The organism is Streptomyces lacrimifluminis (assembly GCF_014646095.1).
In the GTDB taxonomy this organism is placed as follows: Bacteria; Actinomycetota; Actinomycetes; order Streptomycetales; family Streptomycetaceae; genus Streptomyces; species Streptomyces lacrimifluminis.
Genome location: NZ_BMMU01000019.1, coordinates 107,421 through 122,829 on the forward strand (window position 1 = coordinate 107,421; position 15,409 = coordinate 122,829).

19 protein-coding genes are annotated in these 15,409 nt (G+C 70.1%); 1 reads left to right on the plus strand and 18 read right to left on the minus strand.

The window, feature by feature from the left end; all coding sequences use genetic code 11:
* Positions 1–25 precede the first annotated feature (25 nt).
* Positions 26–862, minus strand: a complete 837-nt coding sequence (gene tsf, locus IEY89_RS25885; protein WP_189149902.1) for a translation elongation factor Ts — start codon at positions 860–862, stop codon at positions 26–28.
* Between the two features lie 101 nt (positions 863–963).
* Positions 964–1,899 carry a 30S ribosomal protein S2 gene (gene rpsB / locus IEY89_RS25890; RefSeq protein WP_189149903.1) on the minus strand — a complete coding sequence of 312 codons (936 nt, stop codon included), beginning with the start codon at positions 1,897–1,899 and terminating at the stop codon, positions 964–966.
* Positions 1,900–2,169: 270 nt separating this feature from the next.
* Between rpsB and IEY89_RS25895 the strand changes: the two genes are divergently transcribed.
* Positions 2,170–2,775 carry a M23 family metallopeptidase gene (locus IEY89_RS25895; protein ID WP_189149904.1) on the plus strand — a complete coding sequence of 202 codons (606 nt, stop codon included), beginning with the start codon at positions 2,170–2,172 and terminating at the stop codon, positions 2,773–2,775.
* A gap of 286 nt (positions 2,776–3,061) precedes the next feature.
* Here IEY89_RS25895 and IEY89_RS25900 read toward each other — a convergent pair whose 3' ends face one another.
* The 16 genes from IEY89_RS25900 to rpsP form a co-directional block, all read right to left on the minus strand.
* Positions 3,062–3,619, minus strand: a complete 558-nt coding sequence (locus IEY89_RS25900) for a TetR/AcrR family transcriptional regulator (protein ID WP_189149964.1) — start codon at positions 3,617–3,619, stop codon at positions 3,062–3,064.
* A gap of 138 nt (positions 3,620–3,757) precedes the next feature.
* Positions 3,758–4,600 (minus strand): RNA polymerase sigma factor WhiG, encoded by an 843-nt coding sequence (gene whiG / locus IEY89_RS25905; RefSeq protein ID WP_189149905.1) that lies wholly within the window; start codon positions 4,598–4,600, stop codon positions 3,758–3,760.
* 323 nt (positions 4,601–4,923) lie between these two features.
* A complete protein-coding gene (dprA, locus tag IEY89_RS25910; RefSeq protein ID WP_189149906.1) occupies positions 4,924–6,129 on the minus strand; it encodes a DNA-processing protein DprA in 1,206 nt (401 codons plus the stop codon).
* Positions 6,126–7,751, minus strand: coding sequence for a YifB family Mg chelatase-like AAA ATPase (locus IEY89_RS25915; RefSeq protein ID WP_189149907.1), 1,626 nt, complete (start codon positions 7,749–7,751; stop codon positions 6,126–6,128). The genes dprA and IEY89_RS25915 overlap by 4 nt, the downstream gene beginning before the upstream one ends.
* A complete protein-coding gene (locus IEY89_RS25920; RefSeq protein ID WP_189149908.1) occupies positions 7,751–8,137 on the minus strand; it encodes a YraN family protein in 387 nt (128 codons plus the stop codon). Before IEY89_RS25920 ends, IEY89_RS25915 begins: the two co-directional genes overlap by 1 nt.
* A gap of 107 nt (positions 8,138–8,244) precedes the next feature.
* The gene (locus IEY89_RS25925) at positions 8,245–8,553 is read right to left on the minus strand and encodes a DUF2469 domain-containing protein (protein WP_003965949.1); all 309 of its coding nucleotides are present in this window, start codon (positions 8,551–8,553) and stop codon (positions 8,245–8,247) included.
* A 55-nt stretch (positions 8,554–8,608) separates the two neighbouring features.
* Positions 8,609–9,133: an NUDIX hydrolase gene (locus tag IEY89_RS25930; protein ID WP_229695425.1), complete on the minus strand. Its 525-nt coding sequence runs from the start codon at positions 9,131–9,133 to the stop codon at positions 8,609–8,611.
* Positions 9,123–9,869, minus strand: a complete 747-nt coding sequence (lepB, locus tag IEY89_RS25935; protein WP_189149909.1) for a signal peptidase I — start codon at positions 9,867–9,869, stop codon at positions 9,123–9,125. The genes IEY89_RS25930 and lepB (IEY89_RS25935) overlap by 11 nt, the downstream gene beginning before the upstream one ends.
* 92 nt (positions 9,870–9,961) lie before the next feature.
* Positions 9,962–10,978 (minus strand): signal peptidase I, encoded by a 1,017-nt coding sequence (lepB, locus tag IEY89_RS25940; RefSeq protein ID WP_189149910.1) that lies wholly within the window; start codon positions 10,976–10,978, stop codon positions 9,962–9,964.
* On the minus strand, positions 10,869–11,951 hold the full coding sequence (gene lepB, locus IEY89_RS25945) for a signal peptidase I (protein WP_189149911.1): 1,083 nt from the start codon (positions 11,949–11,951) through the stop codon (positions 10,869–10,871). Before lepB (IEY89_RS25945) ends, lepB (IEY89_RS25940) begins: the two co-directional genes overlap by 110 nt.
* Complete coding sequence (gene lepB, locus IEY89_RS25950) at positions 11,944–12,660, minus strand: signal peptidase I (protein ID WP_189149912.1); 717 nt, start codon at positions 12,658–12,660, stop codon at positions 11,944–11,946. Before lepB (IEY89_RS25950) ends, lepB (IEY89_RS25945) begins: the two co-directional genes overlap by 8 nt.
* A 60-nt stretch (positions 12,661–12,720) precedes the next feature.
* A complete protein-coding gene (gene rplS, locus IEY89_RS25955; RefSeq protein WP_013000407.1) occupies positions 12,721–13,071 on the minus strand; it encodes a 50S ribosomal protein L19 in 351 nt (116 codons plus the stop codon).
* A gap of 132 nt (positions 13,072–13,203) precedes the next feature.
* On the minus strand, positions 13,204–14,025 hold the full coding sequence (gene trmD, locus IEY89_RS25960) for a tRNA (guanosine(37)-N1)-methyltransferase TrmD (RefSeq protein ID WP_189149913.1): 822 nt from the start codon (positions 14,023–14,025) through the stop codon (positions 13,204–13,206).
* Entirely contained in the window at positions 14,025–14,591 is a 567-nt protein-coding gene (gene rimM / locus IEY89_RS25965; protein WP_189149914.1) for a ribosome maturation factor RimM, read from the minus strand. Before rimM ends, trmD begins: the two co-directional genes overlap by 1 nt.
* Positions 14,592–14,697: 106 nt before the next feature.
* Positions 14,698–14,937 (minus strand): RNA-binding protein, encoded by a 240-nt coding sequence (locus tag IEY89_RS25970; protein WP_006373563.1) that lies wholly within the window; start codon positions 14,935–14,937, stop codon positions 14,698–14,700.
* Between the two features lie 2 nt (positions 14,938–14,939).
* The gene (rpsP, locus tag IEY89_RS25975) at positions 14,940–15,359 is read right to left on the minus strand and encodes a 30S ribosomal protein S16 (protein WP_189149915.1); all 420 of its coding nucleotides are present in this window, start codon (positions 15,357–15,359) and stop codon (positions 14,940–14,942) included.
* Between the last annotated feature and the right edge of the window lie 50 nt (positions 15,360–15,409).

The window sequence follows — 15,409 nt, forward strand, 5'->3', positions numbered from 1 at the left end:
GCCGCGCGTCGATCGCGGTACGGACTCAGATGCCGACCTTGATGCGCGTGAAGCGCTTCAGGGTGACACCGGCCTCGTCCAGGACCTTCTGGACGGACTTCTTGTTGTCCAGCGCGTACGGCTGGCCGAGCAGCGTGGCGTCCTTGAAGAAGCCGTTGAGGCGACCCTCGACGATCTTCGGCAGGGCGGCCTCGGGCTTGCCCTCGGCGCGGGTGGTCTCCTCGGCGACGCGGCGCTCGGTCTCGACGACCTCGGCCGGCACGTCCTCCTTGGAGAGGTACTTCGGCGCGAAGGCGGCGATGTGCTGGGCGATGCCCTTGGCGACCTCGGCGTTGGGCTTGTCCAGCTCGACGAGGACACCGATCTGCGGGGGCAGGTCGGGCATCGTGCGGTGCATGTACGCCAGCACGAAACCGTCCGCGTACTGCGCGAAGCGGTCCAGGACGATCTTCTCGCCCAGGTTGGCGTTGGCCTCGTCGACGTACGCCTGAACCGTCTTGCCGGACTCGATCTCGGAGGCCAGCAGGGCCTCCAGGTCGGCCGGAGAGGTCTTGGCGACGTGCTCGGCGAGCGCGGTGGCGGCGGCCTGGAACTTCTCGCCCTTGGCGACGAAGTCCGTCTCGCACTTCAGCTCGACGAGGACACCGGAGGTGTTGTCGTCGGCGATGATCGAGACGACCGCGCCGTTCTCGGCGGAACGGCCCTCGCGCTTGGCGACGCCCTTCTGGCCCTTGATGCGCAGGGCCTCTACGGCCTTGTCGACATCGCCCTCGGCCTCGTCCAGCGCCTTCTTGCAGTCCATCATGCCGGCGCCGGTGAGCTCACGGAGCTTCTTGACGTCAGCGGCGGTGTAGTTCGCCATGATTCTCGGAGTCTCTCTCGAAGTCTGAAAGATCTGCGGATCGAACGGCGGGGGCCCCATGAAGGTGCCCCCGCCGTCGACAACCCGAAGGGGTGAGGGTGTCAGGCCTTCTCGGCGTCCGCGGCCGGAGCCTCGGCGACGGGAGCCTCGACGGGGGCCTCAGCGGCAACTTCGGCCTCGGCAGCGGCCTCGACGGGAGCCTCCTCGACCGGAGCCTCCTCGGCAGCGGCCTCGGCGGCGGGCGCCTCGGCGTCGTCGGCCTTCTTCTCGCCCTCGAGGAGGTCGCGCTCCCAGGCGGCGAGGGGCTCGGCGACAGCCTTCTCGCCCTTGTCACCGGTGTTGACGCCGGAACGGGAGATGAGGCCCTCGGCGACGGCGTCGGCGATCACACGGGTGAGCAGGGTGACGGAGCGGATCGCGTCGTCGTTGCCCGGGATCTTGTAGTCGACCTCGTCGGGGTCGCAGTTGGTGTCGAGGATGGCGACGACCGGAATGTTGAGCTTCCGGGCCTCACCGACCGCGATGTGCTCCTTCTTGGTGTCCACGATCCAGACGGCGCTGGGCACCTTGGACATCTCGCGGATACCACCGAGGGTCTTCTCCAGCTTGGCCTTCTCGCGCGAGAGCACGAGAAGCTCCTTCTTGGTGAGACCCGACGCGGCGACGTCCTCGAAGTCGATCTGCTCGAGCTCTTTGAGGCGCTGCAGACGCTTGTAGACGGTCGAGAAGTTGGTGAGCATGCCGCCCAGCCAGCGCTGGTTGACGTAGGGCATGCCGACGCGGGTCGCCTGCTCGGCGATCGCCTCCTGCGCCTGCTTCTTCGTGCCGACGAACATGACCGTGCCGCCGTGGGCGACGGTCTCCTTGACGAACTCGTAGGCGCGGTCGATGTACGACAGCGACTGGAGCAGGTCGATGATGTAGATGCCGTTGCGCTCCGTGAAGATGAAGCGCTTCATCTTCGGGTTCCAACGACGGGTCTGGTGACCGAAGTGGACGCCGCTTTCCAGCAGCTCCCGCATCGTGACGACGGCCATGGCCGTTCTCCTTGTGTTTCTCGGTTGTGCCGCGGGTACCGGACGGCACCCGCGCCTGACGCCCGAATACGCCTTGCCGCGAGGGACCGAGAGGCGTTGACACCGACCCTGTACGGGCCTGATGTCGGGGCGTGCGAAGTCGACCCGGTCAGCCGGATCGCCAAAGGAAGTGTACGGGACCCGCGAGGCCTCGGGTGACGCCGATATCCACAACCGGCCAGTACTCCACAGCCCCGCCCGAACCGTCCCGAATCACGCCAGGCTCGGTCCATGCGAGCGAAACAAGGAGCGTGTGCGGGCCTGAGCCTGCTACTGGCCCTGCCCCTGATGCTGACACTGACGGCGTCGTCGACGGCCCGGGGAGCCGGGGCACCCCCGCCGGCAGAGCCGTCGCCCGTCACGGACGGCCCTCCCACACCCACGATCGCCCGCACCTGGCCGGTCGGAACCCGCCCTCCGGTCCTGCGCACCTGGGAGCCGCCCCCGACTCCCTACGCCAGGGGCCACCGGGGCGCGGACCTGGCCGCGACGCCCGGTGCCCCGGTTCGGGCGGTCGCCGCGGGCCGGGTGCACTTCGCGGGCCGGGTGGCGGGCCGGGGAGTCGTCTCCGTGGAACTCTCGGGCACGGGCACCCCGCCCCTGCGCACGACCTACGAACCGGTGACGGCCGCGGTCGAGAAGGGCACGGAGGTGACGGCGGGCGAGGTGCTGGGCACGGTGGAGATCGGGTCCGGGCACTGCCCAACGACGTGCGTCCACTGGGGCCTGCTGCGAGGCGACACGTACCTGGACCCCCTGACGCTGCTGCCGCCCTGGCTACTGCACAGGGGCCCGTCCCGCCTCCTGCCGGTACTGGGCGTACCGCTGCCCACTTAGGGCCTGTCGTTTGGATCAGTCCGGAGTCGCGGGGTCTGGCACGCACTCCCCCAGAGGGGGGACCCCCGCCGCGTTGTCGTCGGTTGCCGACGCTCCGCGTCGCCGCCCTTCTCCGCCTTGCAGCTGCACGCACCGGACCCCGCTCGGGTCGGCCGACCTGCACCGCTTCTTGCAGCCGGCCTGATCCAAACGGCAGGCCCTGGCCGCAGCCGGCGTGCACCCCGTCCCGCCCGTTCCGCTTCTGCCCGGTCCGCCGGCACGCCTGCCGCCAGAGGCGGAGCCCGATTCAGCCCCGTACCCCCCGCAACGCCATCACCACAGCCGCGTCCGTGACCACCGCAGGATCCTCGGCAACCCCGAACTCGATCCGCCGCACCGCCGCATCGACAATCCCCTGCAACAGCATCGCGGCCATCCGAGGCTGCGCATGCCCGATGTCCCGCAGGGCCTCGACCACCATGGCGACGAGCCCTCCGTGGGCCGCGCGGATCTTCTCCCGGGCCCCCGCGTCCAGTTCGCTCGCCGAGATCGCCACCACGGCTCGATGCCGCCGATCACCCACGAGGGCGAGCTGCCGGCGCACATACGCCTCGACCTTGTCCTCGGGCGCCTCCGCCGCTGCCATCGCCGCCTCGACCTCGGCCGCCCAGAGCGGGAAGTCGACCTCGCACAGCTCCTCGACGACGGACGCCCGCGACCGGAAGTACTCGTAGACGGACGACCGCGCGAGCCCGGTCCGCTCGGCCAGGGCCGGGAACGTCAGCGCCTCCGTCCCGCCCTCGGACAACAGGGACCTCGCCGCGTCCAGCAGGGCGGCTCGCTGCATCGACCGGTGCTCGGCCACGGAGGCCGCTCGAATCCTTGGCACTCAACCACTGTACGGACGGACCGCCCCGGAGGGGAGAGACTCCGGTCAGCCGGGCCAACCGGGCCCCAGCCAGGTCAGGTCAGGTCAGGTCAGGTCAGGTCAGGTCAGGTCAGGTCAGCGACCGAAGCTCGCCAGTTTCGCGCGCAGTTGCAGGACCGACTTGGTGTGGATCTGGCTGACCCGGCTCTCGGTCACGCCCAGCACGTTGCCGATCTCCGCGAGGGTGAGCCCCTCGTAGTAGTAGAGCGTCACCACGGTCTTCTCCCGGTCGGGCAGCGTGTTGATCGCCCGCGCCAGGAACCGCCGCAGCTCGCGGCCCTCGGCCACCTCGACCGGGTTGTCGGCGGCGGTGTCCTCCAGCGTGTCCATGAGACTCAGCCGGTCCCCGCCCTCGCCCCCCGCGTGGAGCAGCTCCTCCAGGGCCACCACGTTCGCCAGCGACAACTGGCTGAACACCGCGTGGAGTTCGTCGACCGCGATACCCATCTCGGCCGCCACCTCGCCCTCCGTCGGCGTCCGCCGCAGCCGCGCCTCCAGCGTCGTGTAGGCCCGCTCCACGTTCCGCGCCTTCTGCCGCACCGACCGCGGAATCCAGTCCAGCGCCCGCAGTTCGTCGATCATCGCGCCCCGGATGCGAGTGATCGCGTACGTCTCGAACTTGATCTCGCGCTCGATGTCGAACTTCTCGATCGCGTCGATCAGTCCGAACACCCCGGAGGAGACGAAGTCCGCCTGCTCGACATTGGGCGGCAGCCCGACGCTCACCCGGCCGGCGACGTACTTCACGAGCGGCGAGTAGTGCAGGATCAGCTGCTCGCGCAGCCGCTCGTCACCCGTCGTCTTGTACGAACGCCACAGCTCGTCGAGCGTCGAGGGAGCGGGCGGACGCCCGTTACCGCCGTCGCGGGCTGCCGGTGGGGCCGCCGCCCGGTCGGACCCGGAGGTGTGCTGGGGCATACGTCGCCTTGTGCCGTTCTGCCGTGAACCGGTGGTGTCTGGAGGAGTGGCCGGGTGGGCCGTCGGTCTGTCGCGGTCTGATGTCGAATTACCCGTCTGGTCGAATTGCCTGTCCGACTGCCGGTCTGCGCCGGAATTCCACGTGAGCGTAGCGTGACTGGGGTGTCGCAGTGTGCGAGGTCGAGGGGGCAGGGTGTACGCAGATACGTTCCGCTTGACGCCCTCCAGGGTCATACCCTTCGCCCTGTGTGACCATCGGAGCGGACCAACTGCGGGAATTACCAAGGGCGTCGGGCATCCCCCGGACGGCCGAACACGCTCGGTCAGCACCGGTCCCGGCCGGACCGGACGGAGATCATCGCCTGGCGTGTCAACTTCCAGCCGTCGTCGTGTCGTTCGACGTAACCAAGTGATCGGAGCTCGTACAGTCTGGCGACCGCGTCGTCCCGCGTCGTCGACGCGCCCCGCGCGATGTCGGCCACCGTCGCCGTCCCGCGCGCGGGCAGCGCGGCCAGGACGGGCACCGCCGCCGGTTCCAGCAGGTCGCGCGGGAGCACCGGCCCGCGCCTGTCCGGCGCCAGTTCACCCATGTCCCCGACCAGCTCGGCGACTTCCGCGGCGTCGGTGACCAGCATCGCCTCGCCACGCAGGAGTTCGTGCACACCGGCGGAGAGCCCGCTGGTGGCGGGTCCCGGCACCCCCATCGTGAACCGCCCCAGCCGCTGCGCCGCCCGCGCCGTGACGAGCGAACCGCTTCGGTACGCGGCCTCGACGACCACGGTCCCCCTGGTGAGGGCCGCGATCACCCGGTTCCGCATCACGAACCGGCTCGGCGTCGGATGGTCACCGGGCGGCAACTCACCCACCACCAGACCCTGTTCGGCGATTCTGGTGATCAACTGGGTGTGTCCGCGCGGGTAGGGCCGGTCGACCCCGCAGGCGAGTACGGCGACGGTGGCCCCGCCCGCACCGAGGGCACCCCGGTGCGCGGCCCCGTCGACCCCGTACGCGCCACCCGACACCACCACCCATCCGCGCTCCGCGAGCCCGGCGGCGAGCGTGGCCGCCATGTGGGCGCCGTACTCGGTGCAGGCCCTGGCTCCCACCAGGGCGACGGACCGCAGGGCCCACATCCGCAGGCTGGGCCGCCCTCGCACCCACAGCCCCAGGGGCCGCGCGTCGCCGAGGTCGTCGAGCTGGCCCGGCCACTCCGGCCGGCCGGGCCACACGAACCGCACCCCCGCCGCCCGCGCGACGGCGAGATCCCGCTCGGGCTCGGCTTGTGCCGCCCGCGCGCACAGCCCCGCCCACCGGGTCCCGGTGACCCCGGTCAGCATGGGCCCGCCGTCCCGCAGCCGCCGTACCACCTCCACAGCCCCGCACTCCCGGACCCACCGCCCGGCGACCTCGTCCCCCGGCTCGACGACTCGGGTGAGGAAGACCCGGGCGAGTCCTTCCGCACCCGACCGGCCGGCCGGCTCACCACTCGCCGCGCCCCCGGTCTCACCCCCGGTCGCGTCCCCCGTCACGTCAGCGCCCCGATGGCCATCGGCACCCCTCGCGGCACCCCTGTACGCAGTTGGAGTGCCAGAGCGACGTCCGTCACGTCGGGCCGGTCGTGGCCGACGAGGTCCGCGACGGTCCAGGCGACCCGCAGGACGCGGTCGATCCCGCGCGCGGTGAGCACACCCCGTTCCAGATTCCGCTCGGCCTCCTCCATGGCACCGGGCACGGCTTGCCAGCGGCTGCGCAGCTCCCGTCCCGGCACCTCGCCGTTGGTCCGCCACGGGGTCCCCACGAGCCTCGCCGTCGCCCGCTCCCGGGCCGCGCGCACCCGCTCGGCGACCGTTGCCGTGGACTCGCCCCGGGCCCCGCGCTCGATGAGTTGCGAGCGCGTGACCCGGTCCACCTCGACCCGCAGGTCGACCCGGTCGAGCAGTGGCCCGGAGAGCCGGGCCTGATAACGCCGGATCACGGAGGGCGGGCACTCGCAGAGGGTGTCCCGCTGTGAGAATCGGCCGCACGGGCATGGGTTGGCCGCGAGGATCATCAGGAACCTGGCCGGGAACCGCACGACCCCCGCGCTGCGCGCGATCACCACATGCCCGGCCTCCAAGGGCTGGCGCAGGGCATCCAGAGCCTGACTCCCGAACTCCGGAGTCTCGTCCAGGAAGAGAATTCCGCGGTGAGCGAGCGAGACGGCTCCGGGCCGCGCCACGCCCTGTCCACCGCCGACGAGTGCCTGCATGGTGGCCGAGTGGTGCGGGGCGCAGTAGGGCGCCGTGTCGATCAGAGGCTTGCCCGGTGGCAGCAGGCCCGCGACCGAGTGCACGGCGGTGACCTCCAGCGACTCCTCCCGGGTGAGCCGGGGCAGGACGGCGGGCAGCCGCTCGGCCAGCATCGTCTTGCCGGCCCCGGGCGGGCCTTCCAGGAACACGTGGTGGCCACCGGCCGCGGCCACCTCCATCGCCGTGCGAGCCGAGTACTGGCCCACGACGTCGGCCAGGTCGTGACCGTTGTCGTACTGGGCGGCGCCCATGCTGTGCATACCCGTGGCCGCCCCGGTGCCCGGCATCCGCAGCCCCGCCATGAGCGGGTCCGGACGGCCGTGCTCGTCCGGCTCCTCCTCGGGGACGGGCTCGTCCGTGAGGACGGCGATCAGCTGCCGCAGACTGCGCACGCCGAGCACAGACACCCCGGGGACCAGCGCGGCCTCGGCGGCTGCGCACTCGGGCACGACCACCTGTTCGTATCCCGAGTCGGCCGCCGCCAGCACCGCCGGCAGGATGCCCCGGACCGGTCGCACCCGGCCGTCGAGGCCCAGTTCTCCGATCATCACGATGTCGGCGAGGACCCGGGGGTCGATCCGCTCGGCGGCCCCGAGCACGGCCGCCGCGACGGCGAGGTCGAACCCGCTGCCGCTCTTGGGCACGGACGCCGGGCTGAGCCCCACCGTGAGCTTCTTCTGCGGCCAGGCGGCTCCCGAGTTGACGACCGCGGCCCGGACCCGGTCCCGGCTCTCCGTCAGGCTCTTGTCGGGCAGTCCCACCAGCGTGAACGCGGCGACGCCGGGTTCGAGATCCGCCTGGACCTCGACGACCACGCCCTCCACACCCACCAGTGCCACCGAACACGTACGGGCGAATCCCATCACGCCACCCCCCGCGCGTGTTCCACCACGGGCGCGCCGCGCTCGGGCAGCAGAACACCGACCAGGTCGATGCGGACGCCGCCGGGTGGCGCTCCCCCGTGTTCCTGGACCCACCGCTCGGCAAGGCCCCGCAGCCGCTCCGCCTTGGCCGGCGTGACGGCCGCCATCGGGTGCTGGAAGGCCCCCGCCGGTCCGGCCGCCCGACGGGTCTTGACCTCGCAGACGACGAGCGCGTCGCCGTCCCGGGCCACGATGTCGATCTCGCCGGTCCGGCCGGCACGCCAGTTGCGGTCCAGGACGGTCATCCCGGCCTCGGTCAGTCTCCGCGCGGCCAGTTCCTCGCCGTACCTGCCCAGTGCTCCGCGTTGTGCGTTGTGTGTGTTCATGTCGGCACCACCTCCGGCGCCAACATTGCGGGCAGTTCAGCGAGCTATTGGATCTTGGTGGACAACCTCGGCATTGTGGATAACTCCGCCACCCTCACGAGTGACGGTCAGCCGCCCGGGAGCTCCAGATCGCTCTTGTTCAGCTCTTCGATGTTCACGTCCTTGAACGTGAGCACCCGCACCTGCTTCACGAACCGGGCCGGCCGGTACATGTCCCACACCCAGGCGTCCGCCATGGACACCTCGAAGAACACCTCACCCTGAACCGAGTGCACCTGCATCTCGTAGTCGTTCGTGAGGTAGAAGCGCCGCTCGGTCTCGATCACATATTTGAACAGACCGACGACATCGCGGTACTCCCGGTAGAGCTTCAGCTCCATCTCGGTCTCGTACTTCTCGAGGTCCTCGGCGCTCATGGCATGTTCCCCTTCAGCCGTGCGTCCCCCCATTGTGCGCCAGTACCACGAGCCCCTAGACGATTTCCGTGTCGAGGACCTCGGGCGTGGCCGGGGGACCTTCGTCGAGCACCTTGCGCAGGAGCCCGGCGAGTCTGGTCGGATACACCGTCTCATGTGCCCGGGTCAGTTCCTGGCACGTCCACCAGCGCGCTCCGGCGACACTGCGCCGTTCCAGCTCCGTGAGACCCGTGGCCCGGGTCTCCGTTTCGTCCGTACGGGCCAGGTAGTACCACTCGTCCTGGTCCCAGCGGCGCCCCGCGAAGGGGAACGAGCACCTGCGCCGCCACAGCACCGGACCGAGTTCGACCTCGGTGATGCCGGTCTCCTCCGCGAGTTCCCGCAGCGCGGCCTCCGCGCGCGTCTCGTCGCCCTCCAGGCCGCCGCCGGGGGTGAACCACCAGTCGTCGGCCGGATCGTCCGGCTCGTGCCCGTGGAGCAGCAGGATCCGGTCCCGCGGATCGAGGAGCACGACCCGGGACACCTTGCGCACACCGTCGGCGTACGGGCTGTCCGCGGCGCCCTCCGCCTCAGCGGGCACCGGCCGGCTCCGCCACCGCGGCACCACGCCGCTTCGCCGCCAGCTGGGCGATCGGCCCATAGGCACCGCCGCCCAGGATGAGCACCCCGCCCACCACGATCGCGGCGGTGAGCAGCCGCAGCGGACCCGGCGTGGACAGGGCCCCCAGGGACTCGAAGCCCGTGGGACGGGCCAGCATGCCGTTCATGGGCCACACCACGGCGTCGACGCGGGCGTCCACCGAGCTGCGCGACACCGTGCCGCTGAAGGCCTCCGTGAGGTGGGCCGTGGAGTCCAGGGAGCCGGTGCGTTCGTCGCCGAGCAGGAACAGGCGCCCCTCGGGGACCGTGATCGAGGGGATGCCGGTCAGCTCGGCGACCTGGCCCTCACGCAGGTAGGACTCCTTGATCTGCTTGCCGTTGACGACGAGCCTGCCGTCCGTGCAGCAGGAGACGGTGTCGCCGCCCACGGCCACGACCCGCTTGACCAGGGGCATGTTGCCCCAGCTCTCCTGCCGGAAGACCACGACGTCACCGCGCTCGACGTCACCGCCGTCGATCCGCTGGGCCAGCACCCGGTCGCCGCCCACGATGGTGGGCGACATGGAGTCCGTCGGCACGGTGTACGGCTGGTAGAGGATCGCACCCCAGACGAAGCCGCCGAGGAAGAGCACACAGCCGAGGGCCACGGCCAGTCCCGACAGCTTGCTGCCGAGCCGTCCGCGGCCCTCGTCCGTACGTGTTGTCGTGCTGCTCATCCCAGTGTTCCCCCAGCTCGGAGAAGCGATCCCCCGTGGCCCCCGCGCCACCTGGCCGGGGCCCCGGAAGATCGGCTGCCTGGGACGGCACCCTACCCGGCGGTACCCGACCCGGGAACACCGGAGTTTCCGACGGTAACGGGAGCAGTCGTACGACCGACCGCGCGGCGCCTGCGCCACAGGACCAGCGGGACGGCACCCACGAGGCCCAGCGCGCCCGGAGCGGCCGCGCTCAGGTTCTGGTCGAACGTGTCGGGAATCGGCAGCGTGTTCCAGCGCGTGGGCGGCCAGGCGACCACGATGGCGCGGCCGACGACGTTGTCCACGGGGACGAAGCCCTGGTTCTTGTCCTCCTGGTGGTACCGGGAGTCCAGCGAGTTCTGCCGGTGGTCACCCATGACCCAGATTTTGCCCGTGGGTACCGTCACCTTGAACTGGCCGCCCTCGTCGACGGTGCACGGGGTGTTCCCCGCGTACACGTACGGCTCGTCGAGCGCCTTGCCGTTGACCTTCAGCGGGCCGGTGCCCTTGCACTCGATGGTGTCGCCGCCGACGCCGACGACGCGCTTGATGAGGTCCTTCTCGTTGGCGGACGGCATCAGGCCGATCCAGCCGAGGACCCGCTGCGCGGGGTTCGGCTCGGCGATCGGCTCGTTGGCCAGCCAGTCGGCGGGGTCGTGGAAGACGACGACCTCACCCCGCTCGGGCTCGGAGCCGAACCACGGGGTCAGCTTGTCGACCAGGACCCGGTCGCCCTGCTCCAGCGTGTGCTGCATGGAGTCCGAGGGAATGGAGAACGCCTGGACCAGGAAGGTCTTGATCAGCAGCGCGAGCACCAGCGCGATACCGATGAGCAGCGGCAACTCCTTCCAGAAGGAGCGCTGCTTCCTGGGCTTGTGGCCGGACTCGCCGAGGTCCTGCTCCGCATCGTCCCCGGAGTTCCCGCTGCCCGTCCCGGAGGACCCTGAGCCACCCCCGGCGAGCCCTGGGGCCCCGGAGTCACTCTCGGCGGGGACGGCGTCCTCTGCGGCCGGTGGAACCGGTTCCGCGGGGCGCTGTTCCTCGGGACCGTCCTGTCCGGACCGTGCGCCGACCGCCAAATCCCCCACATCCACTCCTCACTCCGAACCACCGCCCGCGCCGGATGCGACGCAGGCCCACCACTCCCATAACGAGCGGGAGTTCCGCAGGGGTCGGGAGCGGGATCGATCCATACCGATCCGCGGAAGCCACCCTATGCGACGAGCCGAGGGCGGTGGCCGACGAACCCGGCACCGAGGAGAACGTGTCCGGCTCCTCCAGCTGGGTCCAGTGGCCGAACGGCCAGGCGATGACCATGGCCCGGCCCACGACGGAGCTCTCGGACACGGTGCCGCTGTACGCCTCGGTGCGGTGGTAGCGGGAGTCTGCGGAGTTGGCCCGGTGGTCGCCCATCACGAACAGGCGCCCCGCGGGAACCTTCACCTCGAAGGTGAACGACGACGGTTTGTTGCCGGGGTGGATGTAGGTGGTCTCGTCGAGCGGCATGCCGTTGACGGTCACGCGGCCCTGGGAGTCGCAGCACTTGACGGTGTCGCCGCCGACCGCGACGACCCGCTTGATGAGGTCCTTCTCGTTGTCCGAGGGCAGCAGGCCGATGAAGGTCAGCCCCTGTTTGACCTGCTTGACGACGATGGGGTCCTCGCCCTTCACGGTGGTCGGCTCGTCGTCGAGCCAGCCGCCGGGGTCCTTGAAGACGACGACATCACCGCGCTGGGGCTTGGAGCCGAACCAGGGGGTGAACTTGTCCACGAGGACACGGTCGCCGATCTGGATCGTGTTCTCCATGGAGCCCGACGGGATCACGAACGCCTGCACGAGGAAGGTCTTCAGGACCAGCGCGATGAGGACGGCGACGCCCACCAGGAGCGGTATCTCCTTGACCGCCGAGCGCCGTCTGCGCCGTTTGACCTTGCGCTGGAGCTTGCGCCGCTCGGCACGGCCAGGCCTGGCGGCGGCACCGGAGGCCCGGCGCGAGCCGGTGGGCAGCAGTTGGTCGGCGACGGTGCTGGGCACCCCACGCGGCTTGCCGCGGTTACCCATGGACACCGTCCGCGGCGGGCACACGCGCGTACACGCCAGGTCGGTCCAGATGGGTCCAGTGCTCGCTGGGCCAGCCGATCCAGTCGGCCCGGCCGATCACTCTGCCGACGGGGATCATGCCGCCGCCCGGCGACCCCAGGTGGTCCCGGGAGTCGCTGGAGTCGCTGCGGTGGTCCCCCAGGACGAAGAGTCCGCCCTCGGGCACCACGACGTCGAAGGACACCGCGGAAGGGCTGTCACCGGGGTAAAGGAACGTCGACTCGTCGACCGACCGGCCGTTCACCTCGATCCTCCCCTCCTTGTCGCAGCAGACCACGTGGTCTCTCCCCACACCCACAACGCGCTTGATGTAGTCGGCGTGCCCGAAGTAGCCGGTTCCGTCGAACACGACGACGTCACCGCGCTGCGGCTCGGCACCGAAACGGTACGCGACCTTATTTACGAGAACGCGGTCCCCGATCCTCAATCCGCGCTCCATCGAGCGGCTGGGAATTTCGAACGGCTGGATGACGAACCTGCTGAAGAGGAGCAGAAAGAGCAGGCAGACCAGCAGGGTCAGGGTGATCCGTCCGCCCGGGAGCCACTCGGCCGCCCGGGACACCAACGCGAAACGCGACCGGTCCTCCGGCCCCTCGGTGTCCGAGATCTTCTCGGATCGAGCAGGGCGGGAGGAGCGGTCGCGCTCCGTCGGCTGTGCTTCGGCGTCCATCGGGGCAGGATGTTATCCGGCCCCGATGTGAGCCCTCTTTACATCGGGCTCACCAAAAGCTCAGTTGTCGCGCTTCTCCTTGATCTTCGCGGCCTTGCCGCGCAGCTCACGGAGGTAGTACAGCTTGGCGCGACGCACGTCACCACGCGTGACCAGCTCGATCTTCTCGACGATCGGGGTGTGCACCGGGAAGGTGCGCTCGACGCCGACGGAGAACGAGACCTTGCGGACCGTGAAGGTCTCGCGGACGCCGGCGCCCTGGCGGCGGATGACCACGCCCTTGAACTGCTGCACACGGGAGCGGTTGCCCTCGATGACGCGGACGTGGACGTTGACGGTGTCACCCGGGCGGAAGGCCGGGATGTCACTGCGCAGCGACGCGGAGTCGACGGAGTCGAGCAGGTGAGACATTTCGTCTGCTTTCTTCGTTGATGCCACAGGTCATCAACGGGAGCTTGAATTCGGAAGGATGCTGTCCGTGCCGGGGCGGGCGTCGTGTCCCCCCGTGGCAGGGGCGCACGCCGGACGACGCACAACAGCGCCCTATTCTTCCACGGCCTCTGGCCTGCGCCAAAATCGGCCGTCGGCGGAAGGCCCCCACCCCATGATGGAGAGCGTCTCGCGGTCCTTCTTGTTGAAGGCCGCCGCGTCGGTCTGTTCGATCAGGTCGGGCCGGTTGGCCGCCGTACGACGCAGAGCCTCGTCCCGGCGCCAGCGCGCGATCTTTCCGTGATGACCGCTGAGCAGCACGTCCGGGATCCCCCGGCCGCGCCACTGGGGCGGCTTCGTGTAGACGGGCCCCTCCAGGAGGTTGGCCATGGCGCCCGGCGCGAAGGAGTCGTCCCGGTGCGACTCGGCGTTGCCGAGGACTCCGGGCAGCAGCCGTGCGACGGCCTCCGTGATCACCAGTACGGCCGCCTCGCCGCCGGCGAGCACGTAGTCGCCGATGGACACCTCGTACACGGGCATCCGGGTGGCGTACTCGTCGATGACACGCCGGTCGATGCCCTCGTAACGGGCCGGTGCGAAGACCAGCCACGGCCGCTGGGACAGTTCGACGGCGAGTTCCTGGGTGAAGGAGCGGCCACTGGGGGTGGGGACGACCAGCGCGGGTGTCCGGGAACCGGTCTCGTATCCGTCGGCCAGTACGTCGTCCAGCGCGTCGCCCCAGGGGTCGGTCTTCATGACCATTCCCGGGCCGCCGCCGTAGGGCGTGTCGTCGACCGTGTTGTGGCGGTCGTGCGTCCAGTCCCGAAGATGATGCACGTGGACATTCAGCTGTCCACGCGCGCGTGCCTTGCCGACGAGTGAGACGTTCAGGGGTTCGAGGTACTCGGGAAAGATCGTGACGACGTCGAGGCGCATTACGACTCGTCCCGCGAGGACGCACTGTGCCTATCAGCGCCTTCGTCGCGGGCGGCGTTGTCGTCGATCAGGCCCGGCGGCGGATCGATCACCGCCCGCTGCTCCTCCAGGTCGATCTCCACGACGATCTCCTGGACGAACGGCACGTACACCTCGCTGCCGTCGGGGCGCTCCACGACGAACAGGTCCTGGGAGGGCAGGTGCGAGATCTCGGTGATACGCCCGACCTCGGTGCCGTCGACCAGGACGACGTCCAGGTCCATCAGCTGGTGGTCGTAGTACTCGTCCTCGCCCTCGGGCATTTCCTCGGGGTCGACGTCGGCGATCAGCAGGATGTTGCGCAGGGCCTCGGCGCCGGTCCGGTCGCGTACGCCCTCGAAGCGCAGCAGGAGCCTGCCGCTGTGGACGCGGCCGGTCTCGATGGTCAGCGGGCCCGCCGTGGCCGGGTCGGTGGCCAGGACGGCACCGGGACCGAGCCTCAGTTCCGGCTCGTCGGTACGTACCTCGACGGTGACCTCGCCCTTGATGCCGTGGGCGCGGCCCACACGCGCGACTACGAGCTGCACTTTCTGGAATCTCCTGTCGTGTGCCTACGGCATTACTGCGTAGACGACTACGGGCCGGGGACGGCCCAAGTGGCCCTCCCCGGCCCGAGCCGGTGTTACGTGGTGATCAGCGAACCTGGTCCACGTCGACGAGGTCGACACGGACACCACGTCCGCCGATGGCACCCACGACGGTTCGCAGGGCACGCGCGGTGCGGCCGTTGCGGCCGATCACCTTACCGAGGTCGTCGGGGTGAACCCTGACCTCCAGAACGCGCCCGCGACGCAGGTCGCGCGAGGCGACCTGCACTTCGTCGGGGTTGTCGACAATGCCCTTCACGAGGTGCTCGAGAGCCTCCTCGAGCATGCTCAGGCCTCGGTCGACGCGGACTCGGCAGCAGCCTCGTCCTTCTTCTCAGCCTTCTTCTTCTGGGTGATGGCCTCACCCTTGCCCTCGTTGTCGCCGCCCAGGGCCTCGAACAACGGACGCGCGGGCTTCGGAGCGGCCACGAGCAGCGGAGCCGGGGCCGGCAGGCCCTTGAACTTCTGCCAGTCGCCGGTCAGCTTGAGGATGGCGAGAACCGGCTCGGTCGGCTGCGCGCCGACACCCAGCCAGTACTGCGCACGCTCGGTGTCGACCTCGATGCGCGAGGGGTTCTGCACCGGGTGGTACAGGCCGATCTCCTCGATGGCCCGACCATCACGGCGGGTACGGGAGTCGGCGACGACGATGCGGTAGTGAGGCGAACGGATCTTGCCCAGACGCTTCAGCTTGATCTTGACTGCCACGGGAGTGGGTTCTCCTGGATTTGACGTGGTTGGGCACGGCGAGATTGCCG

Bases quoted from the DNA above. Each gene is read 5' to 3' on its own strand.
- tsf (WP_189149902.1), bottom strand. From the start codon at position 862: ATGGCGAACTACACCGCCGCTGACGTCAAGAAGCTCCGTGAGCTCACC.
- rpsB (WP_189149903.1), bottom strand. From the start codon at position 1,899: ATGGCCGTCGTCACGATGCGGGAGCTGCTGGAAAGCGGCGTCCACTTC.
- IEY89_RS25895 (WP_189149904.1), top strand. From the start codon at position 2,170: ATGCGAGCGAAACAAGGAGCGTGTGCGGGCCTGAGCCTGCTACTGGCC.
- whiG (WP_189149905.1), bottom strand. From the start codon at position 4,600: ATGCCCCAGCACACCTCCGGGTCCGACCGGGCGGCGGCCCCACCGGCA.
- IEY89_RS25915 (WP_189149907.1), bottom strand. From the start codon at position 7,751: ATGGGATTCGCCCGTACGTGTTCGGTGGCACTGGTGGGTGTGGAGGGC.
- IEY89_RS25920 (WP_189149908.1), bottom strand. From the start codon at position 8,137: ATGAACACACACAACGCACAACGCGGAGCACTGGGCAGGTACGGCGAG.
- IEY89_RS25925 (WP_003965949.1), bottom strand. From the start codon at position 8,553: ATGAGCGCCGAGGACCTCGAGAAGTACGAGACCGAGATGGAGCTGAAG.
- lepB (WP_189149909.1), bottom strand. From the start codon at position 9,869: ATGAGCAGCACGACAACACGTACGGACGAGGGCCGCGGACGGCTCGGC.
- lepB (WP_189149911.1), bottom strand. From the start codon at position 11,951: ATGGGTAACCGCGGCAAGCCGCGTGGGGTGCCCAGCACCGTCGCCGAC.
- lepB (WP_189149912.1), bottom strand. From the start codon at position 12,660: ATGGACGCCGAAGCACAGCCGACGGAGCGCGACCGCTCCTCCCGCCCT.
- rplS (WP_013000407.1), bottom strand. From the start codon at position 13,071: ATGTCTCACCTGCTCGACTCCGTCGACTCCGCGTCGCTGCGCAGTGAC.
- trmD (WP_189149913.1), bottom strand. From the start codon at position 14,025: ATGCGCCTCGACGTCGTCACGATCTTTCCCGAGTACCTCGAACCCCTG.
- IEY89_RS25970 (WP_006373563.1), bottom strand. From the start codon at position 14,937: ATGCTCGAGGAGGCTCTCGAGCACCTCGTGAAGGGCATTGTCGACAAC.